The following is a 14337-nucleotide window of genomic DNA, read 5'->3' on the forward strand; positions in this document are numbered from 1 at the left end:
TTAGCGCACAAAGTTACGTGCGTAAATATTCAATTATTTAGTATGTGATCTATGTCAATCAAAATTTATTGACAAGAGGTGACGCGATCTGGCAGTTATCGGCTATATAATTGAAAATTAACAATATTATTTCTACTCACGTTCGGAGACGTTCATTTGCGATGAAAATATACGCGCCAATCAAAATTTTCATGCGTAAAGTTATTATTGACGCGAGCCTTTGGAAGATCTACCGATCAAGGCAGCAGGGAGGACGAACGCATGATTGCTCATAATGGCCGCATAGCTCCGGAAAGCCTCGGCCCGACGATCACGGTCGGCGAGATACTCGTCGAGATCATGGCGAGCACCACGGGGTTCGGATTCAAGGAGCCTCAGACGCTCATCGGTCCGTTTCCGAGTGGCGCACCCGCGATATTCATCGACCAGGTTGCACGCCTCGGCGGTGCGGCCGGCATCATTGCAACGGTAGGAGCCGACGATTTCGGCGCTGTGAATATAGAGCGTCTCAGGCAGGATGGCGCGGACACGTCGGCCATATCCATCTCGCCTGATCGGCCGACCGGAAGTGCGTTTGTCCGCTATCGTGACGACGGAACGAGAGACTTCATATTCAACATCATGCACTCGGCAGCGGGCGCGATAAGCCTCACACCCCCAGCAGAAACCTTGATTGCGAAGGCCGGACATGTGCATGTGATGGGATCCGCATTTGCAATTCCGGGAGCCGCTGGAGTCATCGATGCCGCCATCCGTTCGGTTCGTTCGCGCGGCGGATCGGTGTCATTCGATCCGAATGTCCGCAAGGAGCTCCTCGGTTCGGGAAATTTCCGGAGCCAGTTCGAAACCATGATCCAGAATGCCGATCTTCTGCTGCCATCCGGCGAAGAGCTCTTCGTGGCCGCGGGAACGGACGGGGAGGCCGAGGCCGTCAAGGCATTAAAGGCTCGCGGTGTCGGCGAAATTGTGTTGAAGCGCGGCAGGCAGGGCGCGACCTTCTTCGGGGCCTCCGGTGCGAGATACGATTTCCATGGGTTCGAAGTTGACGAAGTCGATCCAACCGGTGCAGGAGATGCCTTTGGCGCGACCTATTTGACGTCGCGTCGGCAGGGCCTTGGCCCGGAGGTCTCCCTGGAAAGGGCGGCCGCGGCCGGAGCTTATAACGTGACCCGGCGGGGGCCTATGACCGGTCTGCCCGACACCGTACAACTTGATTTTTTCCTTTCCACAAATCCGCGGAGGGCAGCGTGAACCTTTTCCTCAAAAGCCTTGCAGGCGCTCGCCGCGCGGGCAAGCCGGTCGGAATTACGTCGGTATGCTCGGCGCACCCGCTCGTGCTTGAAGCGACGATGTCGCTGGCTCAACGGGAAGGCGGTCCCGTCCTGATAGAGGCGACCTGTAATCAGGTTAATCAGTTCGGCGGCTATACCGGAAAAACGCCGGCGGACTTTGCCGGAGACGTTCTCGCGCTCGCTGAAGCCAATGGGGTCGGGACTTCCGACATAATCCTCGGTGGTGACCATCTCGGGCCGAATCCCTGGCGACGGGAGACCGCTTCCGAGGCAATGGCCAAAGCCGAGGTCATGGTTGCTGGATATGTGAAAGCGGGCTTTACCAAAATCCATCTCGACGCATCCATGGCATGTGCCGATGACCCATCCGCCCTCGACGATGCGATCGTGGCTCAAAGAGCGGCAAGGCTTGCCAAAGTCGCCGAGCACGCCGCGCGGGAAGCACGCACCAAGCCACTCTATGTGCTGGGGACGGAAGTCCCGGTCCCGGGAGGCGCTGACCATGCGCTCGATGTCGTCGAGCCGACCGGGGCCGAAGCCGCCAGGGCCACCATCGAGATTCATCGCGAGATTTTCGCAAGGGAGGGGCTGTCGGAGGCATTCGAGAGATGCATTGCCTTCGTCGTCCAGCCGGGTGTGGAGTTCGGCAATGAAAACGTGGTCGGCTACAGACCTGAGCTCGCAAGGAAGCTCACCGGTGTGCTCGATGATGAAGTTGGCCTGGTTTTCGAAGCACATTCGACCGACTACCAGTCGGAAGGCGCACTGACCGCACTGGTGCGCGATGGATTTCCAATTCTGAAGGTTGGGCCTGGATTGACGTTCGCGCTGCGAGAAGGCCTCTTCGCGCTCGACCTGATCGCAACGGAACTTGACCCGGACTATGACCGCAACCTCGCCGTCACCATGGAGCGCCTCATGCTGAAACATACCAGCGACTGGGCAGGGCATTACCACGGCAGCGATGAGATTATCCGGCTTCAGCTCCGCTACAGCTATAGTGACAGAATTCGCTACTACTGGGGCTATCCAGAGGCTGTTGCAGCTGTTCAAAAGCTCACCGATACACTTCACGGGCGCGAAATCCCGCCGACGCTGGCAAGCCAGTTCCTCGGGCGGATGGCAGATAGGATCGGCGCGAAGGACAGTGTAAGCAGGATCGTCAAAACGTTCGTCGGCGATGTCCTCGAAACATACGGACGCGCGTGCAGGCAAGTCGGTTGAGCGATCCGGAAACTCGGATCTGCTTCTAACGAAACTGGCAGAGCACCATGCGACAGGCTGGCTTGCCAAGCGGGCTGCAAGAGACGATGGGAGGTCTTGCCGGCAATCTCCGCAGCCGCATGAGCACGGCGCGATGACAGGCGGATCGCCAGAACCGCTGATGCCGCCCTAGGTCCCATAGCCCATGTTTTGGTCCAGCCAACCTAATCGGTCACTGGCTCGCCGAGCGTATGCATCAGGCGGTTCGCCCAGCCGAAGATGGCTGACGACAGGACGAGGTCGAGGGATTCCAATGCAGAGAAGCCGACATCGGCCAATGCCTGCGCATCGGCTTCAGTGGCTTCGGGCGGCGTTGGCGAGAGACGTGCGGAAAAGTCGAAGATTGCCTGCAGGTGCTCGTCTAGTTCCGCATGGAGGCCGTCCGCGAAGATTGCCTCGATCACGTCGGTTCTTTTGGTCTGGCTGATGAACCGGGAGGCGTGAACCGCGGCGCAGTAGACGCAGTGGTTGACGACGGATGCGGCCGTCGCGCCCAGTTCGCGTTCGCTCGAAGCAAGCCCGTCTTTTCCGTACATGATCAGGTTGAACAGGGGGGAGCGGACGGCAAGCGATTCTGGATCGTGCGCAAGTGTCAGAACATAGGGTGAAATGCCCTTGTTGGACGGCGTCACCTGCATGGCTGCGCGCTGCTCCTCGGTCGCAGTCTCCAGGTCGACCGGAACGATATAGGGCTGCCAACGGGGAATTTTGGTGGTGAAGGCGTGGACGACTTCGCTCATTGTCTTGCTCCGATCAGTGTCAATCCCGCGATGACGCGCACCTGATAGTTCACAAAGGCTGCCAGCTCGGAGAGCCGGACGATGTCGGCATCGCTCACGCCCGCCCTGCGCAATGTTTCTATGTGCGCTCGTGTCGCCTCCCTCGGTGCGACGGTCAGCCGGTCGGCGTGACGAACGATCTCGGCGACGCGCACGTCGTCCGCAGTCGTGCCCGGCGCAGAGAGCGAGGCGATTGCGGGTTCGCCCGCCTGTTCCACGAGAGCATCATAGTGGCGCGCGAGCACCTCGTTCTGATTGTGCCGGGCCATGCGGGCGGCAAGCGCTGCCCGAAGTCCATGGGAGAGACCGCCCGGATCACGCGGCAGCAGCACGGCATCATGGGCTGCCTCGCTCAGGCGCAGGATCTCCGCGCGCTTATCCATGGCTTCGGCCAGCGCTGAGCCAGGCTTCACGGAGACTAGGGTTTCGATGAGTGTCAAAACAGGCTCCTCGGTGCGTCTGTGGGGTAGCATCTAGGTAGGCGTGGCGCTTCATTATGTCAAATGATTATGATTGAGCGATATCGATGCGAAATAATTATCTAATTCCGATCGCCAAGTGGGAATTCCTATGCTTTACTCGCATTAAGAGGAGTGTTTCATGTCATTTATGCATTCTAGCTCTTTCGATATTCGGCAACTCGAAGCCTTCGCAGCCGTAATTTCCGCGGGCAGCGTAACCGGGGCGGCGCGCTTGCTGGGCCGATCTCAGCCGGCAGTCACCAGGCTTATCCAGGATCTGGAGGCCGACATCGGCTATGCGCTCCTGCATCGAAGCGGTCCGCGGATCACGCCGACCTCGCGCGGCGTGCTGTTTCATGCCGAGGTCGAGCGCCATCTCGCCAGCCTCACACATATCCGCGAGCGTGCTGAGGCGATTGGTCGTGACGAGCCCCCGACGCTGACGATCGCGGCCACGCCGTCTCTTGCCGCGGGCGTTCTGCCGCAGGCACTTGCGGCTGTTGCCCCGGATCTGATCCCACGTCATCTGCATGTGCAGGCGCTTGCGGCCGAAAACGTCGTTCAGGCAGTGCTCGCCCGTTCGGCGGACTTCGGGATTGCAAGCCTGCCGCTCGAACATCCCGGCCTCGAAATACACTGGATTGCCGAGGCGCCATGTGTCGTCGCCATCGGCGCCAACGATCCGCTTGCCGAGCGTGATGTGGTGCGCCTTGCCGATCTTGCCGACCGCCGCATTATCACCCTGGCCAATCCATATCGCTTGCGGCACCGGGTCGATGAGGCGCTGGAACGGGCGGGGGTCTCGCCGGACCGGATCATCGATGTCAATGCCTCACTGACAGCGCTTTCGCTGGTTCGCGCAGGACTTGGGGTTGGTATCGTCGAGCCGGCGACCGTGGTCGGCGTGCCGCTTGACGGCGTCGCGATGCGCGTCCTCGATCACACCATTCCCTTCCTGTTCGGCGCGATATCGCCAGCCGCGTTGCCGCTTACGTCGACGATCACCGCCGTAATCGAGGCGGCGCGCGCGGTGGCCTTGGCGATGCCAGGCTGCCGCCTGTTCGATTCGAGCGGTGCTGAAGCACTGGCCGACACCGTTTACGGGCAGGCTCCGCGACCCGAGGGAGCGCCGATATGAGCGACCTTTCCAACTTGCCGGACGGCCTTGATGCGCTTGAGGTGCGGCTGCGGCAGGATCTCGCCTGGCTGGAGCTGCCGGCCAAATCCTGGGTGCCTCCGCGCGTGATCGGCGGCCAACCTGTCGTGGATGTTGTCATCATCGGTGCAGGCATGGCTGGGCTCGTGGCCTCCGCAATGCTGAAGAGGCTGGGTGTCGCCAACCACGTCGTCCTCGACAAGGCACCCGCAGGTCGCGAGGGACCCTGGGTCACCTTCGCCCGGATGCGAACGCTGCGCTCTCCGAAGCAACTCACCGGCCCGGCGATGGGATTGCCGGCTCTGACGTTTCGCGCCTACTACGAAGCTCGCTATGGGCGCGAGGCATGGATCGGGCTCGACCGTGCCCCACGCGAAATCTGGATGGAATACCTGGTCTGGTACCGGAAAGTGCTCGAGCTTCCCGTCCGCAACGGTGTGACCGTCGATGCGATCCTGCCGCGCGAGGACGGAATGCTTGATGTCGTCTGCAGTCAGGACGCCCCGGTGGAAACGTTGGTCGCTCGCCATGTGGTGCTCGCGACCGGCCGTGATGGCCTTGGCGGGCCATTCGTGCCCGCAATGGCAGCTGCCATAGACCGGAAATTCTGGGCGCATACCGCTGACGACATCGATTTCGCAGGGCTGCGAGGCAAGCGGATAGGCGTCGTTGGAGCGGGCGCATCGGCGATGGACAATGCAGCAACCGCTCTTGAAGCCGGTGCGGCGCGCCTCGACATGTTCGTGCGCCGCAGAGAACTGCCGCGGATCAACAAGTTCACCGGCATCGGTAGCCAGGGCGTCGTGCACGGATTTGCCGGCCTCCCCGACGAGTGGAAGTGGCGTTTCCTCAACTATGCCATGGGCCAGCAGACACCGCCGCCGCGGCCGAGTGTCCTGCGCGTCAGTTCCTTCCCGCAAGCCCATCTCCATCTTGAGAGCCCGATCAGCGGACTGGAGCAGGAAGGCGATCATGTCGTCATTACGACACCCAAGGGTCGTCACCCAGTCGACTTTCTGATCTTCGGAACGGGTTTCAAGATCGACTTGAGCAATCGGCCGGAACTTGCCGCCTTCGACCCACATATACGCTTGTGGCGCGATCGCTTCCCGGTGCCGGCGGGAATGCCCAACGCCGAACTCGAGGGATCCCCCGATCTCGGAGAAGCGTTCGAGTTCCTCGAAAAGGAGCCTGGCTCGTGCCCGATGCTGGCAAAGGTTCACTGCTTCAATTTTCCGGCGACACTCAGTCACGGCAAGTTAACCGGCGACATCCCCGCAATCAGCGAAGGTGCCGACCGCCTGGCGCGTGGCGTTGTCCGCGCCCTTTTCGTCGCCGACCGCGAGACGCACTTCGAAAACCTTCAGGCTTTCGACACGCCGGAACTCCTCGGTGACGAGTGGGCAGACGACGATACCGAAGAGCCTTCCGAACTATCCTCCGAAAGGACCTGAGACACGAAATGCTTGAGATCAAGAACCTAAAGCTGTCCTACGGAAACACGCAAATTCTGAACGGCGTCGACCTATCGGTGAAACGCGGCGACGTGGTATCAATCATCGGCCCGAGCGGCACCGGCAAGACCACGCTTTTGAAGTGCATCAACCATCTGGCCAAGCCTTCTTCCGGCTCGATCGCGTTCGACGACATCCGCATGGATTACGGCCGCCCCGACAAGGCGGCGGTGCAGGCGATCCGTCTTCGCACCGCGATGGTCTTCCAGCAGTTCAACGTCTTCAAGAACATGACGGTCATCCAGAATGTAATGGACCCGCTGGTGGTCGTTCAGCGCAAGTCGAAGGAAGAAGCCCGCGCGATCGCCCTGCAGGAACTCCAGCGGGTAGGCCTTGCCGACAAGCTCGACAATTATCCCTCCCAGCTCTCCGGCGGTCAGCTCCAGCGGACCGGTATCGCCCGCGCCTTGGCGGTCAAGCCGGACGTGATGCTGTTCGACGAGCCGACATCGTCGCTCGATCCCGAACTGGTGAACGAGGTCCTGAAGGTCATCAAGGACGTGACGTCCTCGGGCATCACCTCTCTTCTCGTCACCCATGAGATGCAGTTTGCGAAGAATGGCTCCAACCGCATCGTCTTCATGGATCGTGGCGTCGTCGCAGCCGACGGAAGCCCTGCCGAAATCTTTGACACACCCTCCAACCCGCGCCTCGCTCAGTTTCTCAATTCCGAACGCGCGATCCAGTAGAAAGGATGCCTGAAATGACTTCCATGAGTTCAATCTCGCGCCGTGGCCTCGGTCTCGCCGTAGCAGGCGTCGCAATCGCCTTCGCAACTGCCTCGTTCGCCGAGGACGTTCGCACGATCAAGATCGCCACCGCGGCGGAATCGAAGCCGCTCTCCTGGGGTGCGATCGGCGTCGAGCCGCAGGGCTACGAACCCGACGTGCTGAAGGCGATCAACGCCAAGCTGCCCCAATACAAGTTCGTCATGGAAGGTGCGGCCGACATCGCGCAGGAAACGGGCCTTGCTACCGGGAAGTACGACATCGCGACGGGCGGCTACTACCGCGCGCCTGTCCGCGAAAAGCAGTTCCTCATTCCTGACGCACCGATCGGCGCGAGCCTGATCAAGATCTACAGCCGCAAGGACAGCGGCATCAACGAGATGAAGGACCTCGTCGGCAAGAAGATCGTACCCGTCACCGCCGGCGGTGGCATCTACAAGTTCGCCACGGCATGGCAGGAGCAGAACCCGACCTACAAGATCGAAATCACTGCCTCGAGCGCCGGCGTTCCCTATCCCGACCGCCTGAAGGAAGTGCAGAACGGCAAGTACGATGCGCTCGTGCTGCCGTCCAACCTTGGCGAGCAGACCGTGATCGACCAGCAGAAGCTCGAAATCAAGACGAGCGAGCCGGTCGCAATCAATCAGACCTTCGTCCTGATCCATCGTTCCGAGGAGAACAAGGCTCTTGCCGAAGGCATCGACAAGGCTCTGAAGGAGCTCAAGGCCGACGGCACGCTCGCCAAACTCTCGCAGAAGTGGTTCGGCGAGGACATCACCACGTACATGAAGTAACGCCGCCCTCCGATCCCGGCGATCAGGCTAACGACTGAAAGAAGGAGTGTTCCGAAGTGGACCTTTCCGTAATGATCCCAGAGCTGCTCTCGGCCCTGCCGCTGACGCTTGCGATCACGTTCACGGCCATGATCGCCGGCTTCGTGCTGGCCTTGATTGCAACGACATTCCGGGTTCGCAGGATCCCGGTGGTCAGCCAACTGGCGGATCTCTACGTCTCCTATGCCCGGAGCGTTCCCGTCGTCCTTCAGTTGTTCGTCGCCTTTTATGGGCTTCCGGTGCTCGTGGGTGTGTTCGGCGTCGCGGACTTCGTGTCTCCGACGATCGCCGCGATGCTGGGCTTAAGCCTCTATCACGGAGGTTATCTGTCCGAAGTCATGCGGCCGGCCTATCTCGCCGTCGAACGTGGCCAGCACGATGCTGCGGACAGTCTTGGTTACACATTCCGCCAGAAGCTCACGCGCGTTCTAGGCCCGCAGGCGGTTCACATCGCACTTCCCGGCTACGGGAACTCGATCATCTACCTGATCCATAATGTTGCGCTCGTCATGTATATCGGGGCGGCTGATGTCATGGCGACGGCACACCTCGTCATGGAGCGCGACTATAATCAGTATCAGTTCGAAACCTACCTCGTACTGGCGGTGCTCTATTCGCTGCTTTGCCTGGTCGCCTGGTCCATCGTTCGTTTCTTCGAGCTTCGTTCTGCAAGGTTCTCTCCCGGCGCGAAACGCGGCGGAACCATGCTGATGGCAAGCGTCTGATCGAGGAAGTTGCTACATGTTCGATATCGACGTTCTTCTTCCCGATCTTTGGGACATCCTCGGCGCAGTACCCCTCACGCTTGCGATGGCACTTGCGATCTTCGTCCTCTCGACGATCATAGGCAGCCTGTTCGCCATGGTCGAATATCGGCGGATCCCTGTCCTCCGCCAGCTTGTCGTCGCTTACAAGGTCGCCTTCAAGGGCGTGCCGATGGTCGTGGTGATCTTCCTCGCCTACTATGGCCTTCCTTCGACCCTGCAATTCCTCGCGTCGCTGTTGGGCGTGGACTACAACGGCCATTCGACACCGAACTGGGTCACGCTCATCGTCGCCCTGACCGCCTGCGTCGCCGCTTTCCAGGCGGAAGTCGTCAAAGGCGCACTGAACTCCTTCGACACTGGCCAGGCCGATGCGGCCTATTCACTCGGCTACAAGAAGAGCCAGCTCTTTCGTCGGGTCATGCTTCCGCAGGTCATCGTCGCAGCGATACCGGATCTTGCCAATTCCTTCATGGTTATCATGAAGGCGCTGTCTCTGGGGTTCGCCATCGAGGTGGTCGACATCTTCGCGCAATCGCAGCTGACTGCCGCGCTGAACTTCTACTATCTCGAGGCCTTCCTGGTCGCGGTCGTGATCTACATGGTGATCGCCTATGCGGTCACCCAGATCGCAGACAGGACGGAGCGGGCACTCAGGGTGCGGACTTAAGCTCGACCCAACGCTTCCGACCCCGAAGCCAAGACGACCTCCATTGGCTGGTTGCTTTTGAAAATCGCAGCCAGGGATGAGCTGCTGTCCTGTCCACTCTTTTCCCTCGAGATCATCTTTTTGGAAATTCATTTCTCCTCATTCTCATTAGTCCACTTAATTTATAGACAAAAGTCAATTTGGAGAGAGTGGCAATGAGCATTGAAAAGTCCGAAAGCGGTCTGGGAAGACGGGATCTGCTGAAACTGTCCGCAGCAGCCGGGGTTGCCGTCGCCGGCGCCTCGCTGATCGGGCAGAAGCCCGTCTTCGCGGCCGATGAAGAACTTTCCCTGAAAGGCAAGCGTATCGCCATCAGCGCGACCGGAACCGACCACTTCTTCGATCTGCAGGCCTACAATGCCCAGATCGAAGAGGTGAAGCGCCTCGGCGGCGAGCCGATCGCCGTCGATGCAGGGCGCAATGACGGCAAACTGGTCTCGCAATTGCAAACGCTGATTGCCCAGAAGCCGGATGCGATCGTTCAGATCCTCGGCACGCTGAGCGTCATCGACCCCTGGCTGAAGAAGGCGCGCGATGCCGGCATTCCGGTTCTGACCGTCGACGTCGGCTCGACCAATTCGATCAACAACACCACCTCCGACAACTGGGGCATCGGCAAGGACCTGGCGCTGCAGCTCGTCTCCGACATCGGCGGTGAAGGCAATATCGTCGTCTTCAACGGCTTCTATGGCGTGACGCCTTGCGCGATCCGCTACGACCAGCTGGTCAATGTCGTCAAATATTTCCCGAAGGTGAAGATCCTCCAGCCGGAATTGCGTGACGTCATCCCGAATACCGTGCAGGACGCTTTCACCCAGATCACTGCAATTTTGAACAAATACCCGGAAAAGGGATCGATCAAGGCGATCTGGTCGGCGTGGGATATTCCGCAGCTTGGTGCGACGCAGGCTCTTGCCGCTGCTGGTCGCACCGAAATCCGCACCTACGGCGTCGATGGCAGCCCTGAAGTGCTGCAGCTCATCGCCGATCCGAAATCGCCGGCCGGCGCCGATGTCGCTCAACAGCCGGCAGAAATCGGCCGCACCGCCATCCGCAACGTTGCCAAGCTCCTTGCCGGCCAGACACTGCCGCGCGAGACCTACGTTCCAGCACTTCTTGCCAACAAGACCAATGTCGGCGAGGTCACCAAGAAACTTGGCATCGGCTGATAATCCGCTTCGGGTGATCCAGCCATGGCAGGATCACCCGGAATATGTCTGCTGGAGACCGACATGACAGCCATTTCCTTCAAACAGCCGGTAACGGCAAAAGACGACATCATCCGCTTCGAAGGTATCGTCAAGCGCTTCGGCGGAGCGCAGGCGCTGGCGGGTGCGTCGCTGAGCGTCAGACGTGGTACCATCCATGGTCTCGTCGGTCAGAACGGTGCCGGCAAATCGACGCTGATCAAGCTGCTTGCCGGTCTCCATCAGCCGGATGACGGGCGGATCGAGATCGAAGGGCAGACTTTCGACAGATTGACACCGCATCTCGTTGAAGATCTCGGTATCCATTTCATTCACCAGGACCGGCTGCTGGTGCCGACCTTTACCGTCGGCGAAGCCCTGTTTCTTGGCCGGGAACCACGCATACCCGGCACGCCATTCCTCGACCGCCGGCTGATGCAGCGCCGCGCGTCCGATATCCTCAACGACTACTTCGGTGTCCGATTGCCGAACACCGCCCTGATCGGCGAATTGTCGACGGCCGAAAAGCAGATCGTCCAGATTACCCGTGCGCTTCTCAACCAGCCCAAGGTGCTTGTCTTCGACGAACCGACGGCCGCATTGGTGCGCCGCGAGGCCGATATCCTCTTCCGACTGATCCGTCGCTTGCGCGACGAAGGCGTGACGATCATTTACATCTCGCATTACTTGAACGAAATCGAAGCACTCTGCGACCACGTCACCGTGTTGCGCAACGGGCTGGACGTCGCTTCGGTGCCGATCGGGGAGACTTCTGCCGCCGCGATTGCGCGGTTGATGGTCGAACGTGACATCAAGGAAATGTTTCCGAAGCCGGAGGTCGCTCCCGGTGACGAAATCCTCAAGGTCGAACAGCTTTCGACACCGGGAAAATATGAGGATGTCAGCTTCACGCTTCGCCGCGGCGAGGTGCTGGGTCTTACCGGCCTGCTCGGCTCCGGCGCGAAGGAACTGGTTCGTGCTCTCTTTGGTCTGGATAGGCCGGCGTCCGGTCGCATCGAAATCAGCGGCAAGGCTGCCCGTTTCGCCAACCCCAGTCGGGCGGCAGGTCAGAAGATTGCATTGGTGCCCGAAGACCGGCGTCGCCACGGCGTCGCGCTCGACCTCAGCGTTGCGGAAAATATAAGCCTTTCCAGCCTCGATCGCTTCACCCGCCTCGGCTTTCTCGACCGCAAAGGCGAACGGCGCGAAATCGATGCTCTGATTGCTCGGCTGCAGGTGAAGACCAGCGGGCGCGATGCCTTGCTGCGCACGCTCTCGGGTGGCAATCAACAAAAGGTGGCGATTGCCAAATGGCTCAGTCGCCATTCCGAGGTCTACCTCCTCGACGAGCCGACGGTCGGCGTCGATATTGGCTCAAAGGTCGAGATCTATACGCTGATCGGTGAACTCGCGGCGCGGGGCGCCGGTGTCATCGTGCTGTCTTCCGACCTGCCCGAACTCCTAGGCATTACCGATCGCGTTCTTGTGCTCTTCCGCGGCCGTGTGGTGCGGGAATTCATATCGTCGGATACCACGGCGGATGCCGTGCTCGCCGAGGCGACCGGATCGTCGGAAGGGCAGCGCCATGTCGGCTGAAGTAGAGTTTGCGCCTTCGGGATTTTCGGCCGCAGAGCGGCCTGACCGACCGACCGGCAATATTGCGGCCGCGGCACTGCGCTTCGGATCGCTCATCGCCTTTGCGGCCATCCTGATCGTCTTTTCGCTGACCGCACCTTATTTCCTCAGCGTCGGCAACATCGGCAATGTGCTCGGCCAATCCGCCATCTCGGGCGTGCTCGCGATCGGACTGACAATCGTTTTGATCGCTGGCGGCTCCAATGTCGTCACCGGCGGCATCGACCTGTCGCTCGCCGCCAATATGGGGCTTAGCGCCGCCGTCTATGCCAGCCTGACGCAACTCGGTTATGGCGACGTCACGGCGATCGCCGCATCGATCCTGACCGGGACCCTGATCGGCGCGGTCAATGCCATCGCGGTCGTCTACGCCGGCATCGTGCCGCTGCTCGCCACGCTTGCCGTCATGAACATCGTTGCCGGCCTGGAACTGGTGCTGACAGGGAACACCGTCCTTCCAGCTTCCACGCCCTTTCTTTCGGCACTTTCGGCCTCCGATCCGTTCGGCATGCCAGTCCTTGCCTATGTGCTTATCGGCTTCACCATAATCGCAACGGCGATCGTCCAATATACGCCGCTTGGCTTGCGCCTCTATGCCGTCGGCGAATTTCCGGATGCTGCGCGTGCTGCCGGCCTGCCGCTTCGCCGCCTGCTTGCCGGTGCATTCGTCGCCAGCGGCCTTTGTGGCGGTATCGCCGGCATACTTTCGGTTTCCTACCTGAGCGGCAGCACGACGGGCTCCGGCGAGATGTTGCTGCCCGTTGTCGTCACCGCTTTGCTGGGCTCGGTCTTTTCGCGCCGGCTGGTTCCGACTGTCACCGGAACGCTGCTCTCAGCCCTGCTGGTTGGCTTCCTCACCAATGGTTTCCAGCTGCTCAACATTTCAAGCACGCTGGTCAGCGGCGTTCAGGGCCTGCTCATTCTCATCGTGGTCTCTGCGACCACGCTACTGCGCCGGCAGGAGGCATGATCATGTCGCTCCACACCTCTTCACCCGCCGCGACTGGCTTGCCGCGCCTCATCATCGGCGGCTTGGTGCGCTACGGGCTGATCCTGGCCCTGATTGCCGTGTTTGCCGTCTTTTCCCTGATCTCGCCGACATTCCTGACGTTCGCCAACCTGCAGAGCATCCTGGTCAACAATTTCACGCTGCTTGCCATCGTCTCCATCGCCATGACCTTTGCCGTCGCCTCGGGCGGCATCGATCTTTCGGTGGGAACGGCAATGGATTTCGCGAGCTTCGCTTTTGTTTCGCTTGTCCTTGCCGGGCAGCCGGTGGCGATTGCAGCATTGGCCGGGTTGGCGGCCGGGATGCTTGTCGGAGCATTCAATGCGCTGTTGATATCAGGGATAGGCGTCTCCCCGTTCCTCGCAACGCTTGGAACATTGTTCATCGGCCGCAGCATCCAGCAACTGCTGACCAATGGCGGCAATCCCGTCTATCTGCCGCCGAACGGCATACCGGAGGCTTTCCGTTTCCTTGGCCACGGCACGATCGAAGGGTTCCCTGTGCCGCTTGCAGCCGCCATCGTCATCATCACAGCCGCTGCGGTTATTTTTGCCCGTACGCGGTTCGGCCGCATCATTCTGTCAATCGGTATCCAGCCGGGCGTCGTACGCTATTCCGGCATTGCGGCTCCCGCCTATATAGCGGCTACCTTCGTACTGGTCGGGTTGATCGCAGCCGTCGCTGGCCTGATTCTGACTGCGACCGTCACCGTCTATATCCCGTCTTCCGGCAATGCATTCCTGCTGAATGCCATCGGTGCAACTTTCATCGGTACGACGCTCAGCCCGCTCGGGCGGCCGAACGTCGCTGGCACCGTCCTGGGCGTGCTCCTGCTCAGTATTGTTGCCAATGGGCTGCTGCTGACCGATTTGAATTTCTATTGGCAGCAAGTCGGTACGGGAACGCTGATCTTCGCCGTGCTCGCCCTGAGTTTCATCAACCGGAAAGCAGCCGGCAGCGCATAGCGCGAGCTGCTGCGAATCATGGAAATCTGGTCTATCCAACCG

14 protein-coding genes are annotated in these 14337 nt (G+C 60.3%); 12 read left to right on the plus strand and 2 right to left on the minus strand.

The features are described 5' to 3' along the window. The first annotated feature begins 261 nt into the window (after positions 1-261). Both AC13Q5_RS31805 and AC13Q5_RS31810 read left to right on the plus strand, forming a co-directional pair. Positions 262-1251, plus strand: a complete 990-nt coding sequence (locus AC13Q5_RS31805) for a tagatose kinase (protein WP_488504364.1) — start codon at positions 262-264, stop codon at positions 1249-1251. Continuing rightward, positions 1248-2516 (plus strand): D-tagatose-bisphosphate aldolase, class II, non-catalytic subunit, encoded by a 1269-nt coding sequence (locus AC13Q5_RS31810; protein WP_488504365.1) that lies wholly within the window; start codon positions 1248-1250, stop codon positions 2514-2516. Before AC13Q5_RS31805 ends, AC13Q5_RS31810 begins: the two co-directional genes overlap by 4 nt. 203 nt (positions 2517-2719) lie before the next feature. Here the strand turns inward: AC13Q5_RS31810 and AC13Q5_RS31815 are convergent, their stop codons facing one another. Further along, the gene (locus AC13Q5_RS31815) at positions 2720-3295 is read right to left on the minus strand and encodes a peroxidase-related enzyme (protein WP_488504366.1); all 576 of its coding nucleotides are present in this window, start codon (positions 3293-3295) and stop codon (positions 2720-2722) included. Next, on the minus strand, positions 3292-3774 hold the full coding sequence (locus AC13Q5_RS31820) for a CMD domain-containing protein (protein ID WP_075854907.1): 483 nt from the start codon (positions 3772-3774) through the stop codon (positions 3292-3294). Before AC13Q5_RS31820 ends, AC13Q5_RS31815 begins: the two co-directional genes overlap by 4 nt. Before the next feature lie 160 nt (positions 3775-3934). Here AC13Q5_RS31820 and AC13Q5_RS31825 point away from each other — a divergent pair, with 160 nt between their 5' ends. The 10 genes from AC13Q5_RS31825 (at position 3935) to AC13Q5_RS31870 (ending at position 14295) form a co-directional block, all read left to right on the plus strand. After that, the gene (locus AC13Q5_RS31825; protein WP_075854906.1) at positions 3935-4933 is read left to right on the plus strand and encodes a LysR family transcriptional regulator; all 999 of its coding nucleotides are present in this window, start codon (positions 3935-3937) and stop codon (positions 4931-4933) included. Continuing rightward, complete coding sequence (locus tag AC13Q5_RS31830) at positions 4930-6405, plus strand: NAD(P)-binding domain-containing protein (RefSeq protein ID WP_488504367.1); 1476 nt, start codon at positions 4930-4932, stop codon at positions 6403-6405. The genes AC13Q5_RS31825 and AC13Q5_RS31830 overlap by 4 nt, the downstream gene beginning before the upstream one ends. A gap of 8 nt (positions 6406-6413) precedes the next feature. Next, positions 6414-7154 carry an amino acid ABC transporter ATP-binding protein gene (locus AC13Q5_RS31835; protein ID WP_488504368.1) on the plus strand — a complete coding sequence of 247 codons (741 nt, stop codon included), beginning with the start codon at positions 6414-6416 and terminating at the stop codon, positions 7152-7154. Positions 7155-7168: 14 nt separating this feature from the next. Continuing rightward, entirely contained in the window at positions 7169-7987 is an 819-nt protein-coding gene (locus tag AC13Q5_RS31840) for an amino acid ABC transporter substrate-binding protein (RefSeq protein WP_488504369.1), read from the plus strand. Positions 7988-8043: 56 nt separating this feature from the next. Beyond that, positions 8044-8751 carry an amino acid ABC transporter permease gene (locus tag AC13Q5_RS31845; protein ID WP_349961838.1) on the plus strand — a complete coding sequence of 236 codons (708 nt, stop codon included), beginning with the start codon at positions 8044-8046 and terminating at the stop codon, positions 8749-8751. A 16-nt stretch (positions 8752-8767) separates the two neighbouring features. After that, complete coding sequence (locus AC13Q5_RS31850) at positions 8768-9460, plus strand: amino acid ABC transporter permease (RefSeq protein WP_349961841.1); 693 nt, start codon at positions 8768-8770, stop codon at positions 9458-9460. Between the two features lie 194 nt (positions 9461-9654). Beyond that, entirely contained in the window at positions 9655-10668 is a 1014-nt protein-coding gene (locus tag AC13Q5_RS31855) for a sugar ABC transporter substrate-binding protein (protein WP_075854900.1), read from the plus strand. 63 nt (positions 10669-10731) lie between these two features. Beyond that, positions 10732-12282: a sugar ABC transporter ATP-binding protein gene (locus AC13Q5_RS31860; RefSeq protein ID WP_075854899.1), complete on the plus strand. Its 1551-nt coding sequence runs from the start codon at positions 10732-10734 to the stop codon at positions 12280-12282. Next, the gene (locus AC13Q5_RS31865; protein ID WP_457889585.1) at positions 12272-13291 is read left to right on the plus strand and encodes an ABC transporter permease; all 1020 of its coding nucleotides are present in this window, start codon (positions 12272-12274) and stop codon (positions 13289-13291) included. Before AC13Q5_RS31860 ends, AC13Q5_RS31865 begins: the two co-directional genes overlap by 11 nt. Before the next feature lie 2 nt (positions 13292-13293). Further along, positions 13294-14295 carry an ABC transporter permease gene (locus tag AC13Q5_RS31870; protein ID WP_488504370.1) on the plus strand — a complete coding sequence of 334 codons (1002 nt, stop codon included), beginning with the start codon at positions 13294-13296 and terminating at the stop codon, positions 14293-14295. The last annotated feature ends 42 nt before the right edge of the window (positions 14296-14337 follow it).

The organism is Martinezella sp. CNPSo 3964 (assembly GCF_057784375.1).

Bases quoted from the DNA above. Each gene is read 5' to 3' on its own strand.
- AC13Q5_RS31805 (WP_488504364.1), top strand. From the start codon at position 262: ATGATTGCTCATAATGGCCGCATAGCTCCGGAAAGCCTCGGCCCGACG.
- AC13Q5_RS31815 (WP_488504366.1), bottom strand. From the start codon at position 3,295: ATGAGCGAAGTCGTCCACGCCTTCACCACCAAAATTCCCCGTTGGCAG.
- AC13Q5_RS31825 (WP_075854906.1), top strand. From the start codon at position 3,935: ATGTCATTTATGCATTCTAGCTCTTTCGATATTCGGCAACTCGAAGCC.
- AC13Q5_RS31830 (WP_488504367.1), top strand. From the start codon at position 4,930: ATGAGCGACCTTTCCAACTTGCCGGACGGCCTTGATGCGCTTGAGGTG.
- AC13Q5_RS31835 (WP_488504368.1), top strand. From the start codon at position 6,414: ATGCTTGAGATCAAGAACCTAAAGCTGTCCTACGGAAACACGCAAATT.
- AC13Q5_RS31840 (WP_488504369.1), top strand. From the start codon at position 7,169: ATGACTTCCATGAGTTCAATCTCGCGCCGTGGCCTCGGTCTCGCCGTA.
- AC13Q5_RS31850 (WP_349961841.1), top strand. From the start codon at position 8,768: ATGTTCGATATCGACGTTCTTCTTCCCGATCTTTGGGACATCCTCGGC.
- AC13Q5_RS31855 (WP_075854900.1), top strand. From the start codon at position 9,655: ATGAGCATTGAAAAGTCCGAAAGCGGTCTGGGAAGACGGGATCTGCTG.
- AC13Q5_RS31860 (WP_075854899.1), top strand. From the start codon at position 10,732: ATGACAGCCATTTCCTTCAAACAGCCGGTAACGGCAAAAGACGACATC.
- AC13Q5_RS31865 (WP_457889585.1), top strand. From the start codon at position 12,272: ATGTCGGCTGAAGTAGAGTTTGCGCCTTCGGGATTTTCGGCCGCAGAG.
- AC13Q5_RS31870 (WP_488504370.1), top strand. From the start codon at position 13,294: ATGTCGCTCCACACCTCTTCACCCGCCGCGACTGGCTTGCCGCGCCTC.